Source organism: Microbacter sp. GSS18 (assembly GCA_029319145.1).
Classification (GTDB): Bacteria; Actinomycetota; Actinomycetes; order Actinomycetales; family Microbacteriaceae; genus Microbacterium.
This window is the reverse complement of the sequence record CP119753.1, coordinates 3,095,866-3,119,213: the sequence shown is the minus strand read 5'-3', so window position 1 is coordinate 3,119,213 and position 23,348 is coordinate 3,095,866. Positions and strand designations below refer to the sequence as shown.

Below are 23,348 nucleotides of genomic sequence, written 5' to 3'. Positions count from 1 at the left end.
CTGCGTCTCGTTGGATCTGCGGGCGACCGCGGGTTACGATGCGAATCACCTCTCATGCGACCCGAACCCATGAGAGCGAGTGTCGTGGAGCCCGAAACCGCGTTCGCTCACGCCTGCCCCCGAAAGGCCCCCGATGACGGTCCCCCCTGCGCTGTTCGCCGACGACGACGCCGGCGCACCGCCCCCTCGCTCCCTCGGCCGCCGCGTGGCGATCACGCTGTACATGATCGTGGCCTCCGTCACGGTGCTCGCCCTCGTCGCCGCCGGCTTCGTCGTCTTCACGATCCAGCGCTCGTTCCCGCAGCTGGAGGGCACGGCGGCCGCCGCGGGCCTGAGATCGGACGTCGTGGTGCAGCGGGACGAACTCGGCGTCCCGACGATCACGGCGGCCAACACGCACGATCTGTTCTTCGCCCAGGGCTACGTCCACGCGCAGGACCGGTTCTGGGAGATGGACTTCCGCCGCCACGTCACCAGTGGACGTCTGTCGGAGCTGTTCGGCGCCTCGCAGGTCGCCACCGACACCTTCCTGCGTACGCTCGGCTGGCATGCCATCGCCGAGCTCGAGGTCGAAGCCCTCGACGAGACCACGCGGGCGTACTACGAGGCGTACGCCGATGGCGTCAACGCCTACCTCGCCGAGCGCGACGGCGCCGACGTGTCGCTGGAGTACGCCGTGCTGGGCCTGCAGAACCCCGACTACGAGATCGAGCCGTGGACGCCGGTCGACTCGGTCGCGTGGCTCAAGGCCATGGCGTGGGATCTGCGCTCCAATGTCGAGGACGAGACCGAGCGCGCGATCACCGCGCAGAACCTCTCCCCCGAGCAGATCGCGGAGCTGTACCCCGCCTACCCGTTCGATCGCAATCCGGTGATCGTCCCCCGCCTGACGTCTCTGCCCGACGTCGCGACCGCTTCGCACGACGGCGGCGAGGACACCGACGCGTCGACGGCCTCGGCGTCGATCGAGTGGACCGAGGTCGGCGGCGTGATCGAGGCCGTGGGCACCCTCGTCGGCGATGCGGGCGAGGGCATCGGCTCGAACTCGTGGGTCGTGTCGGGCAACCTGACCGAGTCGGGCATGCCCCTGCTGGTCAACGATCCGCACCTCGGCGCCTCGCTCCCGAGCGTCTGGCACCAGGTCCAGCTGCGCTGCCGGACGGTCGACGAGAGCTGCCCGTTCGACGTGGCGGGCTTCTCGTTCTCGGGTCTGCCGGGCGTCATCATCGGCCACAACTCCCGCATCGCATGGGGTTTCACGAACCTCTCCAGCGATGTCACCGACCTGTACGTCGAGCGCATCGAGGGCGATTCGTACTGGCGTGACGGCAGCCTCGTCCCCCTCGAGACCCGCAGCGAGACGATCCGGGTGGCCGGCGGCGACGATGTCACGATCCAGGTGCGCAGCACCGTGCACGGGCCCATCGTGTCCGAGGCCGCACCCGATTTCGACACCATCGCGACCGAGCCGTACGTGGGCGAGACCGATGCGGCCGTACAGCCGTCGTCGGCGCCCGCCGGGGAGTACGCGGTGAGCCTGCGCTGGACGGCCCTGGACCCGGGGACCACCGCATCCGCGCTCTTCGCGCTGAACATCGCCCGCGACTTCCCGGCGTTCCGGGCCGCCGCGTCGATGTTCGACGTGCCCGCGCAGAACCTCGTCTACGCCGATGTGGACGGCAACATCGGCTACCAGACCCCGGGCCGGCTTCCGGTGCGGGGCAGCGGCGACGGCTCCATGCCCATGCCCGGGTGGTCGTCGGCGTACGACTGGCAGGGATTCATCCCCTTCGAGAACCTGCCGGTCCTCTTCAATCCCGATGACGGATACATCGTCACCGCCAACAACGCCGTCGTGACAGACGACTTCGGCTACGACCTCACCCGCGACTGGGACTACGGGTGGCGCGCGGCGCGCATCACCGAGCTGATCGAGCGGCGCATCGCCGAGACGAACGGCGTCCTCACGGCCGAGCAGATGCGCGACATCCTCGCCGACAGCGAGTTCTTCATGGGCAAGCGACTCGCGGCGGTCTTCCTGACGCGCACCTCGGAGGACCCTCAGGTCGATGCCGCGCTGGACCTGCTGCGCACGTGGGATGCCCACAGCTCGGCCGACTCCGCCGCGGCCGCCTACGCCAACGTCCTGTGGGACGAGCTGGTGCGCAATCTGTTCGTGCTCGGCCGTGAGTCCGCCGCCCCGATCAGCGACCACAGTCGGCTCTTCCTGCTCGTGGACCAGCTCTTCGACGATCCCGAGTCACCGTGGTGGACCAACGTGGGCCTGGGCGTCGAGGGCATGGACGACATGCTCGACCGCAGCGCCGCCGACGCCTACCGCCGCCTCTCGGTCGCCCAGGGTCCGAAGCCCTCGCGCTGGCGCTGGGGCGCGCTGCACGCGCTCGAGCTGCGCAGCGAGACGTTCGGGGAGTCCGGCATCGCGCCCATCGAAGCGCTCTTCAATCGGGGACCGTACGAGACCTCGGGCGGCACGTCGCTCGTCAATGCGACCGGCTGGCGGCTGGGCGGCGACTTCTCCACCGTCACGGTTCCCTCGATGCGCATGATCATCGACCTGTCCGACTTCGACCGGTCGAGCTGGAACCACCTCACCGGCAACAGCGGGCACGCGTTCCACCCGAACTACATCGACCAGACGCAGGCGTGGCAGCAGGTGCGCCTGACGCCCTGGGCGTTCTCGCGGGATGCGGTGGATGCCGCCGCGACGCACACCCTGACGCTCACGCCGGCCGGCTGATTCAGCCGCCGGATCCCGGCGGCGTCTCGTGGGACTCGGCGAGGTCGTCCGCGACCAGACCCGGACGGTCGATCGTGCCGTTGCGATAGGCCTGCCGGCCGACGATGTGGGCTGCCAGCGGCGCGGTGGCCAGCTGGATGAGCACGACCGGGACGAGGAACGCCACGACCGGCCACGATCGCAGCGACAGTGCGACGGCGACCGCGATCAGGAGGAACCCCAGCACCTGCGGCTTGGTGGATGCGTGGAGCCGGCTCGGGACGTCGTGGAAGCGGACGAGCCCGATGGCGGCGGTGAGACACAGGATCGCGCCCGCCAGGATCAGGGCGAGCGAAAGGATGTCGAGCAGGACGGTCATCGGTCTGTCTGGTCCCTCCGCGCGACGAATCGGGCGATCGCGATGGAGCCGAACACCCCCACCGCGGCGATGATCAGGAGAACCGGGAGCGAGCGCGTGTGGTGGTTGATCGCCATCTCGACCCCGAGCACGCACATCACCTCGGTGAGCAGGACGTCCGACGCCACGGCCCGATCGAGGATCGATGGCCCGACGACGATCTTGTAGACGGTCACGAGAGCGGCGACCGCGAAGATCACCGCCGCGATGATGAGCACGACGTTCATGTGCCGCCCCCTCCCCCGGCCCGCGCGGCCCGCAGCTGCGCGACCTGCGCCCGCGAGCCGACGGCCATCACGATCCGCCGCTCCCAGCGCAGCACGCTCTCGCGCTGACGCTCGACGTCCCGCTGGTCGCTCACGCCGATGACGTGCAGGTAGAGCACCCGTCGCTCGCGGTCGGCCTCGAGGACGAGCGATCCCGGGATCAGGGATGCCGTGACGGCCGTGTGAGTCATGATGAGGTCGTCGTCGGTGACCAGAGGCACGGCGATGATCGCGGCGCCCGGCTGCCCGCGGGGGCTCACCGCCTGCCATGCGACCGTGAGCGATCCGGCCACGAGCGACCCGAGGAACTCGACGACGAACACGAGCCCGTACCAGAGGTTCACGCGGCCGGACAGCTCCACGGGGGGCAGCCGGAACACGCGCGTCACCACGATCGCGGCGATCAGCCCGGTCAGGAACGCCGTCCACGTGAACTGCCCCCACAGCAGCATCCAGAGCACCACGAGCCATACGAAGAAGGGCAGCTGGCGCCGCAGGCGCGTCAGCGCCTCGCGAGCACGCGGCGGAGCGGGGTCGATCGGGGTCATGGCACCTCCTCCAGCGGCTCGGTCTGACCGGTGCTGTCGTCGTGCTCCTGTTCCAGCTGCACGACCGAGGCGGGTTCGAGCAGCGCGCCGCCGATGCGCGCGCAGATGTCATAGAGCGGGCCGGCGAACACCGTCAGCGCGACCGTCACCACGACCATGCCGGTCGTGGCCGCGGTCATGATGCGCGGGATGACGCGCTGCTCGGTCATGAGGGCGGCGTCGGGGGCGTCATCCAGGTACGCGATGCGCTCCTCGGTCTCGGCGGAGTCGTCCTCCTCGCGCCAGAACGAGAGGTTCCACGCACGCATGAGCGCGTACAGCGTGAGCAGCGAGGTCACGACGCCGCCGACGATCAGGACGATCATGAGCGGCGTGCCGACCTGCGCCGCGGCGTCGAACAGCGCGAACTTGCCGATGAAGCCCGAGAACGGCGGGAGTCCTCCGAGATTGACCGCGGGGATGAAGTACAGCACCGCGATGACCGGCGCTGCGCGCATGAGCCCCTTGACCCGCAGGATCGACGTGGAGCCCGCGCGCCGCTCGACGAGGCCCACCGCCAGGAAGAGGGTCGTCTGCACGACGATGTGGTGGACCATGTAATACACCGTGGCGCCGATCGCTGCGGGCGTCGCGATCGCGAGCCCGAAGATCATGTAGCCGATATGGCTGACGAGCGTGAACGACAGGATGCGCTTGAGCTCGGCCTGGGCGACGGCGCCGAGGACACCGACGATCATGGTCGCGAGTGCGGCGTACATCAGCACGGTGTTGACGTCGCTGTCGAGGAACAGCTCGGTCTCGGTGCGGATGATCGCGTAGACGCCCACCTTGGTCAGCAGGCCCGCGAAGACCGCCGTCACCGGTGCCGGCGCCGTGGGATACGAGTCGGGGAGCCAGAAGGACAGCGGGAACACCGCCGCCTTGATGCTGAACGCCACGAGCAGCAGCACATGCAGCACCAGCTGGGTCTCAGTCGGCAGCTCCGACATCCGCTGGGCGATATGGACCATGTTGACCGTGCCGAGGGCGCCGTAGATCATCGCGATCGCGGCGAGGAACAGGATCGACGACACCAGCGAGACGACGATGTACACGGCGCCCGTGCGGATCCGGGACCGGGTGGAGCCGAGAGTGATGAGCACGTAGGACGCCACGAGAAGGATCTCGAACCCGACGTACAGGTTGAACAGGTCTCCGGCGATGAAGGCCGTGAAGATCCCGGCCGCGAGCACGAGGTAGGTCGGGTGGAAGATCGACACCGGCGTGTCGTCGTCGCCGTCCGCCGCGCCCTGCCCCACCGAGAAGAGCAGGACCGCGAGCAGCACGACGGAGGAGACCATCACCAGCAGCGCCGCGAACCGGTCGACGTAGAGCACGATGCCGTACGGGATCGGCCAGCCTCCGACCGAGACCGCGATGGCCTGGTCCCCGAGGTCGACGACGGCCAGCAGGACGCCCGCGATCGCGCACACCACGGTCAGGGTCACGATCGACACCGTCACCTGCACGCGACGGTGGCGTCCGGCGATCAGCGCGATCGCCGCACCCAGCAGGGGCAGGGTGACCAGCAGCGGCACGAGCGCGGGGGCGACCGGGGTCATTCGTCGCCCCCGTCCTGGTCGCGCGGCGATCTGCGGCGGCGTCCCGTCACGCCCTGCGCGCCGCGCGCCGCGCGGCCGGTGGGGATCGTGATCGGCCGCGTCTGGACCTCGACGAAGTCGGTCGTGGCATCGGACGCCTCGACCTCGGTCTCGGCGTCCAGCGACTCCTCGTCGGCGACGCCGCGCTCGCGGACCTCGCGGTCGGCCTCGTCGTCCTCGACGGTGTCGGCCTGCCCGAGCTGCCACGACCGGTAGATGAGCGCCAGCAGGAACGCCGAGACCGCGAACGTGATCACGATCGCGGTGAGCATGAGCGCCTGCGGAAGGGGGTCGGACATCTCGCCCGGCTCGCCGGAGTTCGCGAAGGGGGCGATGCCCGGCGCCCCCATGACGATCAGCAGGAGGAGGTTCGCCGCGTTGCCCAGCAGCAGGAAGCCGATCAGGACGCGCGTGAGGCTGCGCTCGAGCATCGCGTAGACGCCCGCCGCGAACAGCACCGCCATGATGACGATGAGCACCATCGACACGCTGAGTCCGGAGTCGGCCGCCTCGTTCATGCACGCACCTCCGCAGGCTCGCCGGCCAGGCGCTGGCGGTCGACCTCGGCGCCGAGGCTCCGCAGGACGTCGAGGACGAGTCCGATGACGACGAGGTACACGCCGATGTCGAACAGCGTCGAGGTGACGAACTCGACGTGTCCGAGAACCGGCAGCGTCGTCTCGACGAAGCCGCGTGTCAGCGGCGCTGCGCCGAACAGCAGGGGAACGACGGCGCATGCGACGGCGATCGACATCCCGACGCCGAGCAGTCGCCCGGCATCGGCCGGCGCCGCAGCCCCCAGTTCGTACCTGCCCCCGGCGATATACCGCATGACCAGGGCCATTCCCGCCACGAGACCGCCCGCGAAGCCGCCACCGGGAAGGTTGTGACCCGCGAAGAGCAGATACAGCGAGATGACGATGATCGTGTGGAAGAGGATGCGCACGATCACCTCGAGCATGATCGACCGCTCGCGTGCGCGCACCCGCTGTCCGCCCAGGAGCCAGGCCGTGCGCGTGGAAGACCCCTCGGCGCCGCCGTCGGCCCCGTGCGTCTCGACGATCGGGCGGCGGTGCCGCGTGATGTCGCGGGGGAGCGGCTGCGTCAGGTCCGACAGCGTGTCGGCGCGGTGAGTGACGAACACCAGCGATGCCACGCCGGTGGCCGCCAGGATGAGGACCGACAGCTCCCCCATCGTGTCCCACCCGCGCAGATCCACCAGCGCGACGTTGACGACGTTCGTGCCGTGGCCGATCTCGTAGGCCAGGTCGGGGAACGCCTCGGACACCGGCCTGTACACGCGAGCCGACACCGCCACGACGGCGACCGCGGCCATCGTCGCCCCGACGGCCGCGCCGAGGATCGCCCGCAGCGCGGGCTTCACCGACGCGTTGCGCTCCCCCAGCCGCGCCGGGATCCGGCGCAGCACGAGCGCGAAGGCGATCATCGTGACGGTCTCGATCAGGATCTGGGTGAGCGCGAGGTCGGGCGCGCCGCTGGTCGCGAACAGCACCGTCATGCCGATGCCGGTGACCGAGACGAGGACGACGCCGGTGTAGCGCTTGCGCGCACGGACGGCGATGATCCCCGCGGCGATCATGAGCGGCGCCACGACCCACTGCATCGGATTCTGGAACACGCTGAGCTCGAGGTCCCACGGTCCGCCGGCGACGAGCGCGACCGCCTCGGCCGAGACCAGGACGGCGAAGATCGTGCCGACGTAGATGGGCAGCGAGCCGCGCTGCGTGACGCTCGTCGTTGCAACCGACAGCCGGGCGATGCCGCGCAGGACGCCGTTGTACACATCCCATGCGGTGAACGGAATAGAGCGTCGCGTCGGCGTCCACCGGCGGGTGAGCGCGAACACGCCGACGCCGAGGGCGAGCGTCGCCAGCGAGATCCACAGGGCCGGCTCGAACCCGTGCCACAGGGCCAGGTGCGCGGGGTGCGCCGGCGGCTCGACACCCGCCGAGGCCGCGGGCGCCGTATCGGCGTACGGTGCGAGCACGACGTCGAGCGGAGCGGCCGCGAATCCACCGGCGAGGCTCAGCGCCGCCAGCAGGACGGGTGCCGTGACGAATCCGAACGGCGGACGCGGCCACTCGGTCGGCGCCTTCATGCCGCCGTCGGCATTCTTCTTCGTCGCGAACGCCCCCCACAGGAACCGGATGCCGTAGGCGGCGGTGAACACGGACCCGACAGCGACGCCCGCCAGCGCCACGACGCCCCACACGGCCCCGCCGAGGGCTTCGTCCAGGAGAGCAGCGAGCGCGCCCTCCTTCGCGACGAATCCGATCGTCGGGATGACGCCCGTCATCGAAGCGATCGCGATCGTGGATGCCGCCGCGGTCACCGGGGCGCGGCGGCCGAGGCCGCTGAGCTCGGCGATGTCGCGCGTCCCCAGCTGCCGGTCGATCACGCCGACCACCAGGAACAGCGCTGACTTGAACAGCGCGTGTGCGATGAGCAGCGCGAGCCCGGCGAGCGCCGCGTCGCGGGTTCCGTAGCCGAGCACGACGGTGAGCATGCCGAGCTGGCTGACCGTTCCGAACGCGAGGATCCGCTTGAGGTCGGTCTCGCGCAGCGCCTGGAAGCCGCCGAGCAGCATCGTGAACACTCCGAGACCGATGACGATCGGTCGCCACGCGGGCGATTCGGCGGCAACCGGGGCGACGAGGGCGATCAGGTACACGCCCGCCTTGACCATCGCGGCGGCATGGAGATACGCGCTCACGGGCGTGGGTGCGGCCATTGCCCCCGGGAGCCAGAAGTGGAACGGGAAGATGGCCGACTTGCTCAGCGCCCCGACGAGCACCAGCACCAGCGCGACGTTCACGAGTGCGCCGACGGGGGGATCGGCGAGCATGGCCGAGATGCTCGAGGTGCCGGAGCGGACGACCAGCAGCACGACGCCGATCAGCATCACGAGCCCGCCGAGCGTCGTGACCAGCAGCGCCTGGAGGGCGGCGCGCCGGCTCGGAGCCCGGCGGTTGTAGTGCCCGATGAGCAGGTACGACAGGACGCTCGTGATCTCCCAGAACATCACCAGCACGACCAGGTCGTCGGTGAGCACGAGTCCGTACATGGCGCCGGCGAAGGCGAGCAGGACGGCGGCGAACCGGCCGAGCCCTGATCCGCCGTCGACGAAGTACCACCGGCAGTAGAGCAGCACGAGCGCGCCGACACCGGTGACGATGAGCGTCATGACCCAGGACAGCGTGTCCATCCGCATCGACAGCTCGATGCCGAGCGACGGGATCCAGTCGAATGCCTCGAACGGAATCTCCCCCGCCAGGACGGCCGGCGTCTGGACGAGGGCGTGGATGAAGGCGGCGAAGGGCAGGACCGCCGCGATCGTGAAGGCGCGCGGGCCGAGGCGGGCGACGAGCCACGGAACGAGGATCGGCAGGATCGCGAACGCGGCGAGGACGAGGAGCATGGCGGCCTCCTCGGCTCGTCGGGGCGGGAGATGTCCCGGCTCAGGCGATCAGGTCGTGGTGGCTCAGTCTATCGGTCGCGGACCGGTGGGGGACCGGTCGTATTGCCCTCGCGGAACGTGCTCGTGAATGAGATCGAGTCGGCCGGGGCCCCCTCGATCAGGGCTGCGACAGCGCGACCGGCCGCCCGTCCCTTCTCGTTCGCCGGCTGCACGAGGGTCGTGAGCCGATACGGCGCGAGGCCGTCGACGACGATGCCGTCGAACCCGGTCACGCTCAGGTCGGCTGGAACGGCGAGACCCGCCTCCTCGGCGGCCCGGATCACACCGGCGGCCAGCAGGTCGCTCTGGGCGATGATCGCCGTCGGCCTCGTCTCGGGGTCGGCCAGCAGCACGCGCCCGGCAGCCAGGCCCTCGTCGATCGAGCTCGCCGCGGCGGCATAGGCGGGCACGTCGGGATACACGTCGCGGATCGCCTCCAGCCGGTCGCGGGTCACCTCCACGCGGATGTCGTCACCGGGTCCGATCCAGCCGGCGGTCCACCCCGTCCGCACCGGCAGCGCCAGCGCCGCCACGCGCGTGTGCCCCAGTTCGCGCACGTGCGCGGCCGCCTGACGCTCCGCCTCGCGGTTGTCCAGGTCGATGCGTGGCACGCCGGGCCCGGCGTCCCCCTCGATGACCACGACGGGGATGCCCCGGGCACGAACGGCGTCGAGCGACTCGCGCAGCATGCCGCTGCATCCCACCAGCACCGCGGCGTCGAGCGGGGCCGACAGCAGCGTCGGCGCGGCAGCGGCCGGCTCCTGATCGCGCAGGAGGAGCAGACCTGCGCCCAGCGGAGCCACCGCGTCGGCGAGGCCGTCCATCATGAGGGTCTTGACGGGGTCGAGGAAGGCCCTGCCGAGGTGCTCTTCGAAGACGACGCCCACGATCCCCGACCGTCCCGTGCGCAGCGATGCCGCGACCGGGTCGGGCCCGGTGTAGCCGAGCTCTGCCGCGGCGTCGAGGACGCGGGCTCGCGTCGCCTCCGACACGGCGGTCTTCCCGCTGAAGACGACAGACGCCGTCGACGCCGCGACGCCCGCCCTGCGGGCGACGTCGGCGATGGTGGCGCGTCGCGGGCTCATGTCGGCGATGCTACCCGGCTTCGCCCTCCGCGTGGTTCCGCGGTTCGAAACGATTCGATATCCTTCTCGGGTGGATCTCGTCCTCTCCCCCTCGCAGTTGCTCCGCTGGCGCGTCGCGATCTTCGCGATCTTCCTCAGCAGCGGGCTGAGCGTAGCCACGTGGGCCGCGCGGGTCCCCGAGATCAAGGACGCCGTCGCGGTCGATCGCGCGCAGCTCGGCCTGATGCTGCTGGTCGGCGGCATCGCCGCCATCGCCGGGCTCTCGGTGTCCTCCGTCGTCCTCGCGCGCTTCGGCGCCCGGCGGGGGATGATCGGCTCGATCGTGCTGTTCGCTACGGGACTGGCGATCATCGGCATCGGCGCCGACACGCTGCACTCGGCGCCGATCGTCGCGCTGGGCCTGGCCGTGTGGGGATTCGGCAACGGCGCGGTCGACGTCATGATGAACGTCGAAGGGGCGGCGATCGAGAATCAGACCGGAAAGACGCTCCTGCCCCTCTTCCACGCCTTCTTCAGCTTCGGCACAGTGCTCGGCGCAGGCCTCGGCCTCGTCGCCATCGCCTGGACGATGGCCCCGATCGTGCACCTGCTCGCCATGGCGGTGCTCATCATCGCGATCGGCGTCGTGAGCGTGCTGAACGTCCCGCGACGCGAGGCCGCCATGGACCCGGACGCGGGGGAGGGGCGCGCCGGCTGGCGGGACCGCCTCGCGCTGGCCCTGTCCGCCTGGCGCGAGCCGCGCACCTACGCCCTGGGTGTCATCATGCTCGGCATGGCCTTCGCCGAGGGCGGCGCGAACGACTGGCTCGCGCTCGGCGTGGTCGAGGGCCATGGCGAGAGTGCGGCGCTGGGGGCCGCCGGGCTCGCCGTCTTCTCGATCAGCATGACCGTGGTCCGCATGTTCGGCGGACCGCTCGTCGACCGCTTCGGTCGCGTCGCGGTCCTGGCCGTGCTGTCGGTGCTGGCGGCCGCCGGGCTGCTGCTGTTCATCTTCGCCCCGAGCGCGCCCCTGATCTTCGTCGGCGCCGCCCTGTGGGGCGCGGGCGTATCCCTCGGATTCCCCCTCGGCATGTCCGCGGCCGCCGACGACCCGGCCCGCGCCGCGGCGCGTGTGAGCGCCGCCGCGACGATCGGCTACATCGCGTTCCTCGCGGGCCCGCCCCTGCTCGGCCTCATCAGCGAGCACATCGGTCTGCTGAACACGCTGCTGATCCTCGTCGTGCTCATCGTCGCCTCGGGACTGGCCTCGCCGGCCGCGCGCCCCCTGGCGCGCACGGGCGTCGGCGCCGGACCGCGAGCCGACTAGGATCTTCGGGTGCGCCTCGTCATCGCCCGCTGCTCGGTGGACTACACCGGACGCCTCAACGCGCATCTGCCCCTCGCGACGCGTCTGCTGGTCCACAAGGGCGATGGGAGCCTGCTCGTGCACTCCGACGGCGGCTCCTACAAGCCGCTGAACTGGATGAGTCCGCCCTGCCGGCTCGAGGTCGAGGATCCGGATGCCGACTCCGCCGCCGCGGGTGTCCTCGAGCACTGGCGCGTCACGCACGCGAAGACCGGCGACGCCCTGCTGGTGCGCATCTACGAGGTGCTCCACGACTCCTCGCACGAACTGGGCGTCGACCCCGGATTGCAGAAGGACGGCGTCGAGGCGGACCTCCAGCGCCTGCTCGCCGAGCAGGTCGACGTGATCGGCGACGGCCTCAGCCTGGTCCGGCGCGAGTTCCCGACGGCGATCGGACCGGTGGATCTGCTGCTGCGCGACCCCGCATCGGGTGGCACCGTGGCCGTGGAGGTCAAGCGCCGGGGCGACATCGACGGTGTCGAGCAGCTGACGCGCTACCTCGAGCTGCTGGGTCGCGACCCGCACCTCGCGCCCGTCACCGGCGTGTTCGCCGCCCAGGAGATCAAGCCGCAGGCGAAGGTGCTCGCGACCGACCGCGGCATCCGCTGCGTCACGCTCGACTACGAGGGCATGAAGGGCGTCGAATCGGGCGCTCCGCGCCTCTTCTGAGCGAGCCGGGCGCGAACCGCGGCGGGTAGCGTAAGGGCATGCCGATGCGCTCACCCTGGTCATGCATCCTGTGGGATGTCGACGGCACCGTCGTCGATGCCTCGGACGGGATCCTGCGCCGACTCACGATCTGCCTGGAGCACTTCGGCAAGAAGCCTCCGACCCGCAGCGAACTGGTCCACTGGATCGGCCCGCCCATGTACGACTCGTTCCAGGTCAATGTCGGCATGACCCAGGCGGAGTCGGCGGAAGCCGTGACGTTCTACCGAACGCTCGGGCGGGCGGACGGCTACACGACGGGTGCACGGCTGTTCGACGGCATCGGGGACCTCATCCGCGAGCTCGCCGACGCCGGCATCCCGCAGTCCACCGCGAGCTCGAAGCCCGAGGTCCAGGTCGATGCCCTGATGGACCATTTCGATCTGTCGCCGTGCCTGACCGCCATCGTCGGCGCGACCCCCGACGAGAAGACGCTGAGCTCGAAGGCCGACGTCGTCGGGGAGGCGCTGCGGCGGCTCGCGGCGGCGGGCGTCGACACGAGCCGCCCCGTGCTCGTCGGGGACCGCCACCACGACGTCGACGGCGGCGCCGTGCACGACGTCCCGGTGATCTTCGTGCGCTGGGGGTTCAGCTGGCCGCACGAGTCCGAAGGCGCGCAGGCCGCGGTCGACACCGTGGACGAGCTGCGAGCGCTCCTGCTCCTCGAGGACGTCGATGCCTGAGCTCGTCGGGGCCGTGCTGGGCTGGCTCGTGCCGGCCGTGGTCGTCTTCGGCGTCACGGCCATCGCCGTCACCGTGGCCGTGTGGGCGATCCGGCGCGCTCGTCGCTCCCCCCGTGCACGCGCGGCCGCCGAGCCGCTGCGCGCCGCCGCCGGCGTGGAGCTGGTCCGACTGGACGACGCCGTCGAGGAGCTCGACCTCGAGGTCGGGCTGTCGGGGGCGCTGTACGGCGGCACAGCGCCGGCCTCGCTGCGCCGCGCGCGCATGACCGCTCAGCACGTGCGCGACGAGTCCTTCGAGGAGTACCGGCGCCTGGGGGAGGACGGCGTCCACCCGGTGGAGATCCGGCGGGGATCCACCCGCATCCAGCGCCGCACGGGCGAGGCGCTGGCCGCCATCGCCGCGGCCCGACGGGAGCATGCGGCGTGGGTGGCCCAGAACGTCTCGGCTCCGCGTCAGGTCGCCGCCGCGCGCGAGCGCCTCACCCGACTGCGGGCCGAGATGGGCGACCCGACCGCGCTCGTCACGGCGCTCGCCTCACGGTTCGAGGAGGACGAGTGGGCCGACGCGCGACGCGCGTCGGCATCCGCCCGGCAATCCGCGGACACCGCCCAGTCCCTCCTCGCACGGGCGTCGGCCGCCGCGGAGGATCCGAGCACGTCGGTGCTCGGCGATCTCGCCGCCGCCGAACGGGCGCTGCGCCAGGCGGAGGCCGACTCGCGCATCCTCGAGGAGACCCACCGGCTCGTGACGCAGGCGGCCCAGGCCCTGCCGGGGGAGTTCGAGGCCGCGCGCGCGGCGCTGCGCCAGGCGATGGTCACGCGCGAGCATCTCGAGCCGGCGGACGCCGCGCGCCTGGGTGCCGAGGTGCGCGCGCTCGGCGAGCAGCTCGACACGCTCGAGACGCAGGCGGCACGTCGCCCGACCCGGACCGTGGACGCGATCGCGCGCGTGCGGGATCGGCTCGATCTGGCGCTGGGGGACGCGCGTACTGCTCAGCAGCGTCTGCGGGGCGCCCGCACCGCGCTGCCGGGCACACTGGCGGCGGCGCGGCAGGCGATCGCCCATGCCGAGGCCGCGATCACCCGGACGCGGGCGGGGGCGGATGCGCGCACTCGGCTGCTGTCGGCGCAGACCGAACTCGCCGGCGCACGTCAGGCCGCCGACCCGGTCGAGGCCCTGGACGCGGCGAGGCGCGCGATGCGGGATGCCGAGGATGCCAAAGCACTCGCCGACTACCAGCGCGTGAACCGCTGATCGCCGGAGGCCGGCGGCATCCGCTCAGGGCTCAGATGGCGCGGATGTTCTCCGCCTGCAGACCCTTCGGGCCCTGCGCGATGTCGAACTCCACGCGCTGGTTCTCCTCCAGCGAACGGTAGCCCTTCGCCTGGATGGCCGAGAAGTGCGCGAACACGTCGGCACCACCCTCATCGGGTGCGATGAACCCGAAGCCCTTCTCCGAGTTGAACCACTTCACTGTGCCCTGCGTGCTCATCCAACGCCGTCCTGTGCGATCGCCCCGCGCCGACGACGCGGGATCGGCTCCCACGCTAACGAATCGGGGCGGCGTGTCGACAACCCCCGTGGAATTCAGTGACAAAAACGTTGCACAACGGATCCGGGCCCATCGCGCGCCCGGGCTGAGCTGAGCTCGAAGCCCGGGCGCCGACGGATCCCCCCGGATAGGTCACGCCGGAAGCGTGACACCCGCAGTCTACTCGCCGAGCACCGCCTCCGTCGCGCCGCGCAACGCCGTACGGATGCTTCTTTCCGCCGGTCAACGCCTGTTTTCGGTCACCCGAAGCCGCGCCTGGCCCTCGCTGGTCGCGGGCGTACACTTGAACACCCATGTCGTGCTCACTCTCCCCCCTGGATCCGCGCGGCACCGTCCTCGGCGACGAGGTCTACCGCCGCCTCGGCGAGGCCATCCTGTCGGGAGAGCTGGCGCCGGGCGAGCGGCTGCGAGATCACGATCTCGCGCGCCGGCTCGGCGTGTCCCGCACCCCGGTGCGCGAGGCACTGCAGCGCCTGGAGATCAGCGGCATCGTCGAGGTCATCCCGCACCGCTATACGCGCGTGTCGATACCGAACGACCAGGCGCAGACCGACACGTTCGCGCTGATCGCCTATCTGATGGGGAACGTCGTCCACATCGTCTGCACGACCGGGTGCGCTCCGGACGCGGTCGAGACCGCCCTCGCGGACGCCGACGCGATGGTGGCGGCGTCCCGCGCAGACGACCACCGGGCGCTCGCGGACGCGAGCTTCGCCTTCTTCTCCCAACTCACGCGCGCCGCCGGCAACCTCGCGATCCTGCGGTTCATGCAGGCGTCGGAGTTCGCGCTGCGGCGGCACCTGCAGCGCTGGCATCCGCGCATCGTCGACCCCATCGTGCGCACGGCGCGATACGAGGAGTTCCGCGACGCGATCGCCGCGCACGACGCCGCCCGCGCCGAGGAGCTGCTGCGCGAGATCAACGGCCTGGCCGCGGACGCGCCGGCTCGCTAGCGTTGGCCCCGTGGCCCATATCGATCTCCGGGCGGTCGACGACGACGACATCGACGCGATCTTCGACATGATGCGCGATCGCGAAGCCATCGCGATGGCGGCGTTCACCGCGGAGGACGCCGACGACCGGGCGGCGTTCGACGCGTGGTTCGAGCGTGTGACGTCGTCGCCCGACGTGACCTACTTCGTGGTGACGGAGGACGGCGGCTTCGCCGGCACCGCCGCGGCCTTCACCGTCGGCGACGATCGCGAGGTGACGTACTGGATCGCCCGGCACGCATGGGGACGCGGTGTGGCGACCGAGGCGCTGCACCAGCTGGTGGCGCACGAACCCGTCCGCCCTCTCTTCGCGCGCGCGGCGGCGCGGAACACCGCCTCCATCGCGGTGCTGCGCAAGGCGGGCTTCACCGAGGTCTCCCGCGCGCGGGCCTACGCGCCCGGCATCGGCGAGGACGCCGAGGAGGTCGTGTTCACCCTGGTGCCGAACCTCGACGGTTCGTGACGCTTCCCGTGAAACACGCGCCGGGATCGTGGAATGACGAAAGGGCCCCCGATCCGGGAGCCCTTTCGACGTGTGTGCGCGAGGGGGGAGTTGAACCCCCACGCCCTTTCGGGCACTGGCACCTGAAGCCAGCGCGTCTGCCTATTCCGCCACTCGCGCGAGTCGCGGCATCCCGGGGATCCCGCGAACTCAACCTCCCGATCGTAACATGACACCCGCACAGCCGACGAACCGGGGACGACTCCGGGCCGTGGACACCGCCGCGCGGCGACTGTGCAATTAGCATGTTTCAAACCGGCACCCGAGCCCGAGGAGCCCCGTGGGACTACTTGACAGCTTCGAGAAGGGTCTCGAGCGCGCCGTCAACAGCGCGTTCGCCAAGACCTTCCGCAGCGGCATCCAGCCCGTCGAGATCGCCTCGGCACTGCGCAGCGAGCTCGACAAGAAGGCGGCTGTGGTCTCTCGCGACCGCATCCTGGCGCCCAACACGTTCACCGTGCGGCTGTCTCCCACCGACGAGGCGCACATGTCGGGATTGGGCGAAGCCCTCGGCGATGAGCTGCACACGCTCGTCACCGAGCACGCCAAGGCGCAGGGCTACACGTTCGCCGGCCCCGTCTCGATCACCCTGCGGCGCGACGACCAGCTGTCGACGGGAACCCTGGGTGTGGACAGCTCGACCGCCGCGGGACGGGTGTCCTGGCGCGGCATCCTCGAGATCGACGGCAAGCGGCACCCGCTCGTGAAGTCCCGCACCGTGATCGGCCGCGGGTCCGACGCCGACGTCACGATCGCCGACTCCGGCGCCAGCCGAAAGCACGCCGAGATCCTGTGGGACGGCGAGCGGGGCATGGTGCGCGACATGAAGTCGACCAACGGCACCAAGCTCGACGGCCAGCCGATCACCGAGGCCCGGCTCACCGCGGATTCGACCGTGACGATCGGCCGCACCGATATCGTGTTCCGCGTAGTGGCGCAGGCGGCGCCCCCGAAGCCGCCGCTTCCCGACGCCACGCGCGCCTACGACATCCGCGAGCAAGGGCCCCTCACGTGAGCGAACTGACCTATCTGCTGCTTCAGATCGGCTTCCTGCTGCTGCTGTGGTTCTTCGTGTTCTCGGTGGTCTACTCGCTGCGCGCCGACCTGTTCGGCGTGAAGGTGCGTCGTATGCCGGACGCCGCCCCGGCCCCGGCCCCGACGGGCTCGGGATCGGCACCGGTCCGACCCGCGACCCCGCCCGCGCCCAAGAAGGGCGGGAAGGCCACCGCCGACGCCGTCTCGCGCATCGTGATCACGAGCGGCCCCAAGGCCGGGCTCGAGCTGCCCCTCGGCGACGAGCCGCTGACCATCGGGCGGTCCAGCGAATCGGGCCTGGTCATCCGCGACGACTACACCTCGAGCCACCACGCGCGCCTGCTGCTGTGGGGGGAGCAGTGGATGATCCAGGACCTGGACTCCACCAACGGCACGTGGCACGACGGCGTGCGTGTCAGCACGCCCGTCCCGGTCGTCGTCGGCGCGCCGATCAAGGTCGGCGCCACGACGTTCGAGCTGCGGAAGTAGCGAGCGGGTCCGTCCTTCATGGTCTTCCAGGGTTCGAGCGCGGCGATCTCGCACACCGGCCGCGTGCGCTCCAACAATCAGGACTCCGGCTACGCCGGATCCAACCTCTTCGTCGTCGCCGACGGCATGGGCGGTCACGCGGGCGGCGATGTCGCCTCCAGCATCGCCGTCCACCGGCTCGAGCGGATCGACCACCCGTACGACGGGACGGCGGCGGCGGAGCGCGAGCTGCGCGACTCGATCGTCGACTGCGCGACCGAGCTGATCGACACCGTCGTCCAGCGACCCGAGCTCGCGGGCATGGGGACGACCGTCAGCGCACTGCTGATGGTCGATCAGTACGCGGTCATCGCCCACATCGGCGACTCGCGCATCTACCTGTACCGCGACGGAGCCCTCACGCAGATCACGACGGACCACACGTTCGTGCAGCGCCTGGTCGACTCGGGCCGGATCACCCCCGAGGAGGCGCGCTACCACCCGCGTCGCTCCGTGCTCATGCGCGTCCTCGGCGACATGGACCCCGACCCCGAAGTCGACACCTTCATCATGCCGACCGAGCCGGGGGACCGCTGGCTGCTGTGCTCGGACGGCCTGTCCGGCGTCGTCGACGACGCGCACACGTCCAAGGCGCTCGCCCTCGGTCTCGCGCCGGGTCGCACCGCCGACGTCCTGCTCAAGCAGGCCCTGGACGGCGGCGCCCCGGACAACGTCACGATCGTGATCGTCGACGTCGGGGGAGCGCACCCGGTGTTCTCGGGGACGGCGTCGATCGTCGGCTCCGCCTCGACGCCCGAGGGCGTGGAGGTCCCTGCGGCGCGCCCGGGTCGCACGAGCTGGCTGCACCCGGGCCGGCAGGCGGCCAACGAGCCGACCCACTTCGAGCCGGCCGCGGAGTTCCTCGAAGAGCTCATCGAGGAGGATCGCCGACGCGCCCGCGGTCGCCGGATCGGGTGGATCGCGGGGCTGGTCCTGGTCCTGCTGCTGCTCGGGGCGGGGCTGTTCGGCGCCTACCAGTGGTCGCAGACGCGGTTCTTCATCGGGGCGGATGCCGACTCCGTCGTGATCTACCAGGGAATCCAGCAGGACATCGGTCCGATCTCGCTGTCGACGGTCTACGAGGACACCGGCATCCTGCTGGACGATCTGTCGCCGTTCACGCGGGCTACGGTGGAGAACACCATCAGCGCGGACTCCCTCGAGAACGCCCATGCTGTGGTCGATCGACTGCGTGCCGTCTCGGGAGGTGACTGATGAGCGCCACCGAGGAGCTGAGCACCGACACGGCGGTCGTCCGCGCCCTCAAGCGCATCCGCGTGCCGCAGACGCAGCGCAACCGCGAGCTGTTCCTGCTCGTGTTCGCGTTCGCCGTCAACGGCGCCGCCATCGCGCTCGTCCAGCTGGGCGCCGTCGGCGCCATCGACTGGACGTTCCTGGTCTACTGCGTCGGCCCGACGGCGCTGGTGCTGGCGCTGCACATCGTGCTGCGTCTGCGGGCACGCGACGCCGACCCCTTCGTCGTCCCGATCGCCACGCTGCTGACCGGGATCGGCCTCGCGATGATCTACCGGCTCGACCTCGCAGCCGATCAGCACGGGTGGGGTGCCTTCTCGACGCGGCAGCTCGCGTGGGCAGCGATCGCGATCGTCCTCGCCATCGTCGTGGCCGTCGCGCTGCGGAACTACCGCGTGCTGTTCCGGTACACGTACCTGTCGGGGCTCGCGGCGATCGTGCTGCTGCTTCTCCCTCTCGTGCCGGGCCTGGGCACCGACGCCAACGCCGACGTCTGGGTGTCGTTCGGCATCTTCTCGTTCCAGCCGGGTGAGATCGCGAAGATCCTGCTGGCGATCTTCTTCGCCGGCTACCTGGTGCGCACCCGCGAGAGCCTGTCGTCGGTCGGGACGCGCTTGCTCGGCATGACCTGGCCGCGGGCGCGCGAGCTCGGCCCGCTGCTGGTCGTGTGGCTGATCTCGGTCGGCATCATCGTCCTCCAGCGCGACCTCGGCACCGGCCTGCTCATCTTCGGCATGTTCGTCGCGATGCTCTACGTCGCGACCGGCAAGACGAGCTGGGTGCTCATCGGCGTCTCGCTCGCCGTGGCCGGCGCCGTGCTGGCGGCGCAGGTGCTCACCTACGTCGGCTGGCGCTTCAACAACTGGCTCAACGCCTTCGACCCCGAGGTCATCGACGCGACCGGCGGCAGCTATCAACTGGTCCAGGGCATCTTCGGCCTCGCTCAGGGCGGACTGCTGGGAACGGGACTGGGGCAGGGCCGGCCGTATCTGACGCCGGTCGCCGAGAGCGACTACATCTTCGCCAGCCTGGGCGAGGAGCTCGGCCTCGTCGGCGTCTTCGCGATCCTGTGCCTGTACATGGTGTTCGCCAGCCGCGGCGTGCGGATCGGTCTGGCGGGCCAGGACGACTTCGGCAAGCTCCTCGCGACCGGCCTGTCGTTCACGCTCGCGCTCCAGGTCTTCATCATGGTCGGCGGCGTGACGCGCGTCATCCCCCTCACCGGCCTGACGACGCCGTTCCTGGCCGCGGGCGGATCGTCGCTGGTGGCCAACTGGATCATCGTCGCGCTGCTGCTGCGCATCTCGGATGCCGTGCGCTCGCGTCCGCGGGTGGTGATCGGCTGACATGACGAAGGAGCTCCGCCGACTCAGCATCATCATGCTGCTGATGTTCCTCGCGCTGTTCGCGTCGACGAGTGTCATCCAGGTCGTCCAGGCCGAGACGCTGTCGGACAATCCGCGCAACACCCGCGCCCTGTACGACTCGTACGAGGTGCAGCGCGGATCGATCATCGCCAGCGGCTCGGCCATCGCGTCGTCGCTGCCGTCGCCCGACGTCTACAGCTGGCAGCGCGTGTACACGGATGCCGAGATGTGGGCTCCGGTCACCGGCTACATCAACCCCGCGCTCGGCTCCGCGATCGGCATCGAACGGGCGATGAACGGCGTGCTGTCCGGCCAGGACGACTCGCAGTTCTTCGCGCGGCTCGAGCGGATCTTCACGGGTCAGCCGCCGCGCGGATCGAACGTCGTGCTCTCGCTCGACGCCGAGGTGCAGCGGGCCGCGTTCGAGGCGCTGTCGGGGCTGCAGGGGGCGGTCCTCGCGATCGAGCCGTCGACCGGGCGCGTGCTCGCGATGGCCACGAGTCCCAGCTACGACACGAATCTGCTGGCCTCGCACGATTCGGCCGCCGTGAACACGGACTACGACGCGCTCATCGCCGACCCGTCCGATCCGCTGTACAACCGCGCGATCGCGGGCGACCTGAATCCGCCCGGCTCGACCTTCAAGCTCGTGACGGCCTCGGCGGCCCTCGCCTCGGGCGAGTACACGCCGCAGTCGACGCTCCCGAACCCCGCGACCTACACGCTCCCCGGTTCCACCGCGGTCATCCGCAACGCCGGCGGCGGCACGTGCGGCGGCGGCTCCGAGGTCACGATCGCCGACGCGCTGCGGCTCAGCTGCAACATCCCGATGGCGGAGCTGGCGGTCGAGCTCGGCGACGCCGCCATCCGCGAGGAAGCCGAGAAGTACGGGTTCAACCAGTCGTTCGAGCTGCCCCTGGTGTCGACGCCTTCGAGCTACCCGCGGGCGCTGGACGACGCGCAGACGGCGCTGACCGGGTTCGGGCAGGGACAGGTCACGGCAACGCCCCTGCAGATGGCGATGGTGTCGGCGGGGATCGCCAACGGTGGCGTGGTGATGGCGCCTCGCATGGTCGACCGCGTCATCGGCGCGGACCTGTCGGTGCAGCAGACTTTCGACGACATCGAGTACGGTCGCGCCCTCGACCGCGGCCTCGCGGCGGAGATGGTGGCGATGATGGTCGCCAATGTCAGTGAGGGCGTCGCGTCGGGTGCAAGAATAGACGGGGTCGAGGTGGCCGGGAAGACCGGCACCGCAGAGAACGGAGACAGTGAGCCATACACGCTGTGGTTCACCGGCTTCGCCCCGGCTGACGATCCCGAGGTCGCCGTCGCCGTGGTCGTCGAGGACGGCGGGGGTCTGGGACAGTCGGGCAGCGGCAACACGGTCGCCGCTCCTATCGCGAAGAAGGTCATGGAGGCGGTGCTGGGACGATGAGACCGACGCAGGGTGTGACCTTCGGCGGCCGCTACGAGCTTGATACTCGGATCGCCATCGGCGGTATGGGCGAGGTGTGGGAGGCGACCGATCACGTCATCGGACGCACGGTCGCGATCAAGATCCTCAAGGACGAGTACATGGGGGACCCCGGGTTCCTCGAGCGCTTCCGCGCCGAGGCCCGGCACGCCGCCCTCGTCAACCATGAGGGCATCGCGAGCGTCTTCGACTACGGCGAGGAGAACGGCAGCGCCTTCCTGGTGATGGAGCTCGTCCCCGGCGAGGCGCTCTCGACGATCCTCGAGCGCGACGGAACGCTCTCCACGGACCGCACCCTCGACGTCGTGGCGCAGACCGCGGCCGCGCTGCAGGCCGCCCACGCCGCGGGGCTCGTCCATCGCGACATCAAGCCCGGCAACCTGCTCATCACGCCCGACGGCCGCGTGAAGATCACGGACTTCGGCATCGCGCGCATCGCCGACCAGGTCCCCCTCACGGCGACCGGTCAGGTGATGGGCACGGTGCAGTATCTCTCGCCCGAGCAGGCGTCGGGCCACCCGGCCTCGCCGGCCACCGACATCTACTCGCTGGGCATCGTGGCGTACGAGTGCCTCGCCGGCAAACGTCCGTTCACCGGCGAGTCGCAGGTCGCGATCGCGATGGCGCAGATCAACGAGCAGCCGCCTCCGCTTCCGGCGACGGTGGCCGAGCCGGTGCAGAACCTCGTCATGGCCATGATCGCCAAGAAGCCCGAGGACCGGCCGGCGTCGACCGCGGCCGTGGCGCGCGCCGCCACCGCACTGCGCCGCGGCGATCTCGAAGCCGCTGCGGCGGCCGTCCCCGCGCTGGCTGCAGCGGGCATGATCGCCGACGATTCGACGAAGCTGCTGACCTCGAGTGCAGACACGGCCGCGGCGACGCAGCTGATGGCCGCTCCGGTCCCGCTCGAGGGCGAAGAGGCGATGGCCGCCCCGAAGAAGCGCAGCCCGTGGACGTGGCCGCTCATCGCGCTCATCGTGCTGCTGCTGCTCGTGCTCGGCGGGACGGTCTGGGCGCTGCTGGCGAACCAGCCGGGAACCCCCACCCCGAGCCCCAGCGAGAGCAGCGCGAGTGCGACCCCCACCCCGTCCCAGACGCCGACGCCGACCGATGACGGCCGCGTCAACGTCAGCGAGCTCGACCTGGACGGCAAGACCTGCGACGAGGCCCGCGCCCTCGTCGAGGACGCCGATCTGGTGGCCAGCTGCGTCGCGGGCAACCCCGCGCCCACGGCGGCGGACGAGAACGTCGTCTACAACGTAGACCCGACCGGTCGCGTCGAGACGGGCACGACGATCACCCTGACGTACTACGCCGCGCAGCAGGCGATGAACGTGCCCGCCGCCCCCGTCCTGAACGCCGCGACCGTCGCCCCGGGCGCGACGATCGAGGTCACATGGGAGGGCTACACCTGCATCGCCGGCGAGGGTTCGGTCAGCAGGTACGACTTCACGGCGACCAACGGGATCTTCACGGACTCCGGCGCTGCGACAGCGACGTTCGACCCGGTCCGCCGCACGGCGAGCATCACGATCCCGGACACCGCGTCGGGAACGCTCATCGTGACATACACGGTCACGTGCTCCGGCGGGCCGTCGGGCACGCGCACGTCGGATGAATCGCCGGAGGCGACCGCGACGATCGTGATCCCGCCGTCGCCGTCCGCGTCGGGCACCCCCTGACCGGTCCACAGCCGCGCCGACCACTGCGCGAGGCTCGGCTAGTCTTGCGG

Annotated in this window: 21 protein-coding genes and 1 tRNA gene; 13 read left to right on the top strand and 9 right to left on the bottom strand. The window is 70.7% G+C overall.

The annotated features are described in order from the left end of the window. Nucleotides 1-133 precede the first annotated feature (133 nt). Complete coding sequence (locus P0L94_14400) at nt 134-2,758, top strand: penicillin acylase family protein (GenBank protein ID WES63648.1); 2,625 nt, start codon at nt 134-136, stop codon at nt 2,756-2,758. A 1-nt stretch (nt 2,759) separates the two neighbouring features. Here the strand turns inward: P0L94_14400 and mnhG are convergent, their stop codons facing one another. The 7 genes from mnhG to P0L94_14365 all read right to left on the bottom strand — a co-directional run bounded on the left by mnhG (nt 2,760) and on the right by P0L94_14365 (nt 10,172). After that, the gene (mnhG, locus tag P0L94_14395; GenBank protein ID WES63647.1) at nt 2,760-3,116 is read right to left on the bottom strand and encodes a monovalent cation/H(+) antiporter subunit G; all 357 of its coding nucleotides are present in this window, start codon (nt 3,114-3,116) and stop codon (nt 2,760-2,762) included. Beyond that, nucleotides 3,113-3,382: a monovalent cation/H+ antiporter complex subunit F gene (locus P0L94_14390; GenBank protein WES63646.1), complete on the bottom strand. Its 270-nt coding sequence runs from the start codon at nt 3,380-3,382 to the stop codon at nt 3,113-3,115. The genes mnhG and P0L94_14390 overlap by 4 nt, the downstream gene beginning before the upstream one ends. Beyond that, on the bottom strand, nt 3,379-3,969 hold the full coding sequence (locus P0L94_14385) for a Na+/H+ antiporter subunit E (GenBank protein WES63645.1): 591 nt from the start codon (nt 3,967-3,969) through the stop codon (nt 3,379-3,381). The genes P0L94_14390 and P0L94_14385 overlap by 4 nt, the downstream gene beginning before the upstream one ends. Further along, a complete protein-coding gene (locus P0L94_14380) occupies nt 3,966-5,570 on the bottom strand; it encodes a Na+/H+ antiporter subunit D (protein WES63644.1) in 1,605 nt (534 codons plus the stop codon). The genes P0L94_14385 and P0L94_14380 overlap by 4 nt, the downstream gene beginning before the upstream one ends. After that, on the bottom strand, nt 5,567-6,127 hold the full coding sequence (locus P0L94_14375) for a Na(+)/H(+) antiporter subunit C (protein WES63643.1): 561 nt from the start codon (nt 6,125-6,127) through the stop codon (nt 5,567-5,569). The genes P0L94_14380 and P0L94_14375 overlap by 4 nt, the downstream gene beginning before the upstream one ends. Further along, nucleotides 6,124-9,048 carry a Na+/H+ antiporter subunit A gene (locus P0L94_14370; protein ID WES63642.1) on the bottom strand — a complete coding sequence of 975 codons (2,925 nt, stop codon included), beginning with the start codon at nt 9,046-9,048 and terminating at the stop codon, nt 6,124-6,126. Before P0L94_14370 ends, P0L94_14375 begins: the two co-directional genes overlap by 4 nt. Nucleotides 9,049-9,116: 68 nt before the next feature. After that, the gene (locus P0L94_14365) at nt 9,117-10,172 is read right to left on the bottom strand and encodes a substrate-binding domain-containing protein (GenBank protein WES63641.1); all 1,056 of its coding nucleotides are present in this window, start codon (nt 10,170-10,172) and stop codon (nt 9,117-9,119) included. A 70-nt stretch (nt 10,173-10,242) separates the two neighbouring features. Between P0L94_14365 and P0L94_14360 the strand changes: the two genes are divergently transcribed. The 4 genes from P0L94_14360 to P0L94_14345 are packed head-to-tail and all read left to right on the top strand — an operon-like array spanning nt 10,243 to nt 14,163. Next, a complete protein-coding gene (locus P0L94_14360; protein WES63640.1) occupies nt 10,243-11,478 on the top strand; it encodes an MFS transporter in 1,236 nt (411 codons plus the stop codon). A 9-nt stretch (nt 11,479-11,487) separates the two neighbouring features. After that, the gene (gene nucS, locus P0L94_14355; GenBank protein WES63639.1) at nt 11,488-12,186 is read left to right on the top strand and encodes an endonuclease NucS; all 699 of its coding nucleotides are present in this window, start codon (nt 11,488-11,490) and stop codon (nt 12,184-12,186) included. A gap of 38 nt (nt 12,187-12,224) precedes the next feature. Next, nucleotides 12,225-12,908 (top strand): HAD hydrolase-like protein, encoded by a 684-nt coding sequence (locus tag P0L94_14350; protein WES63638.1) that lies wholly within the window; start codon nt 12,225-12,227, stop codon nt 12,906-12,908. Further along, nucleotides 12,901-14,163 carry a hypothetical protein gene (locus P0L94_14345; GenBank protein WES63637.1) on the top strand — a complete coding sequence of 421 codons (1,263 nt, stop codon included), beginning with the start codon at nt 12,901-12,903 and terminating at the stop codon, nt 14,161-14,163. Before P0L94_14350 ends, P0L94_14345 begins: the two co-directional genes overlap by 8 nt. 31 nt (nt 14,164-14,194) lie before the next feature. Here P0L94_14345 and P0L94_14340 read toward each other — a convergent pair whose 3' ends face one another. Continuing rightward, nucleotides 14,195-14,401 carry a cold-shock protein gene (locus P0L94_14340; protein WES63636.1) on the bottom strand — a complete coding sequence of 69 codons (207 nt, stop codon included), beginning with the start codon at nt 14,399-14,401 and terminating at the stop codon, nt 14,195-14,197. A 353-nt stretch (nt 14,402-14,754) separates the two neighbouring features. Between P0L94_14340 and P0L94_14335 the strand changes: the two genes are divergently transcribed. Beyond that, nucleotides 14,755-15,414 carry a GntR family transcriptional regulator gene (locus P0L94_14335; protein ID WES63635.1) on the top strand — a complete coding sequence of 220 codons (660 nt, stop codon included), beginning with the start codon at nt 14,755-14,757 and terminating at the stop codon, nt 15,412-15,414. 10 nt (nt 15,415-15,424) lie between these two features. Continuing rightward, nucleotides 15,425-15,916 (top strand): GNAT family N-acetyltransferase, encoded by a 492-nt coding sequence (locus P0L94_14330; GenBank protein WES63634.1) that lies wholly within the window; start codon nt 15,425-15,427, stop codon nt 15,914-15,916. A gap of 75 nt (nt 15,917-15,991) precedes the next feature. Here P0L94_14330 and P0L94_14325 read toward each other — a convergent pair. Then, nucleotides 15,992-16,075, bottom strand: a tRNA-Leu gene (locus tag P0L94_14325). Between the two features lie 160 nt (nt 16,076-16,235). On the opposite strand from P0L94_14325, the gene P0L94_14320 reads away from it, so the two are divergent. The 6 genes from P0L94_14320 to P0L94_14295 are packed head-to-tail and all read left to right on the top strand — an operon-like array spanning nt 16,236 to nt 23,298. Next, nucleotides 16,236-16,970 (top strand): DUF3662 and FHA domain-containing protein, encoded by a 735-nt coding sequence (locus tag P0L94_14320; GenBank protein WES63633.1) that lies wholly within the window; start codon nt 16,236-16,238, stop codon nt 16,968-16,970. Continuing rightward, complete coding sequence (locus tag P0L94_14315) at nt 16,967-17,479, top strand: FHA domain-containing protein (GenBank protein WES63632.1); 513 nt, start codon at nt 16,967-16,969, stop codon at nt 17,477-17,479. The genes P0L94_14320 and P0L94_14315 overlap by 4 nt, the downstream gene beginning before the upstream one ends. Nucleotides 17,480-17,497: 18 nt before the next feature. Next, nucleotides 17,498-18,733 (top strand): protein phosphatase 2C domain-containing protein, encoded by a 1,236-nt coding sequence (locus tag P0L94_14310; GenBank protein ID WES63631.1) that lies wholly within the window; start codon nt 17,498-17,500, stop codon nt 18,731-18,733. Continuing rightward, nucleotides 18,733-20,118 carry an FtsW/RodA/SpoVE family cell cycle protein gene (locus tag P0L94_14305; GenBank protein ID WES63630.1) on the top strand — a complete coding sequence of 462 codons (1,386 nt, stop codon included), beginning with the start codon at nt 18,733-18,735 and terminating at the stop codon, nt 20,116-20,118. The genes P0L94_14310 and P0L94_14305 overlap by 1 nt, the downstream gene beginning before the upstream one ends. Before the next feature lies 1 nt (nt 20,119). After that, complete coding sequence (locus P0L94_14300) at nt 20,120-21,577, top strand: penicillin-binding transpeptidase domain-containing protein (protein WES63629.1); 1,458 nt, start codon at nt 20,120-20,122, stop codon at nt 21,575-21,577. Further along, a complete protein-coding gene (locus P0L94_14295) occupies nt 21,574-23,298 on the top strand; it encodes a serine/threonine protein kinase (GenBank protein WES63628.1) in 1,725 nt (574 codons plus the stop codon). The genes P0L94_14300 and P0L94_14295 overlap by 4 nt, the downstream gene beginning before the upstream one ends. Nucleotides 23,299-23,348 lie beyond the last annotated feature (50 nt).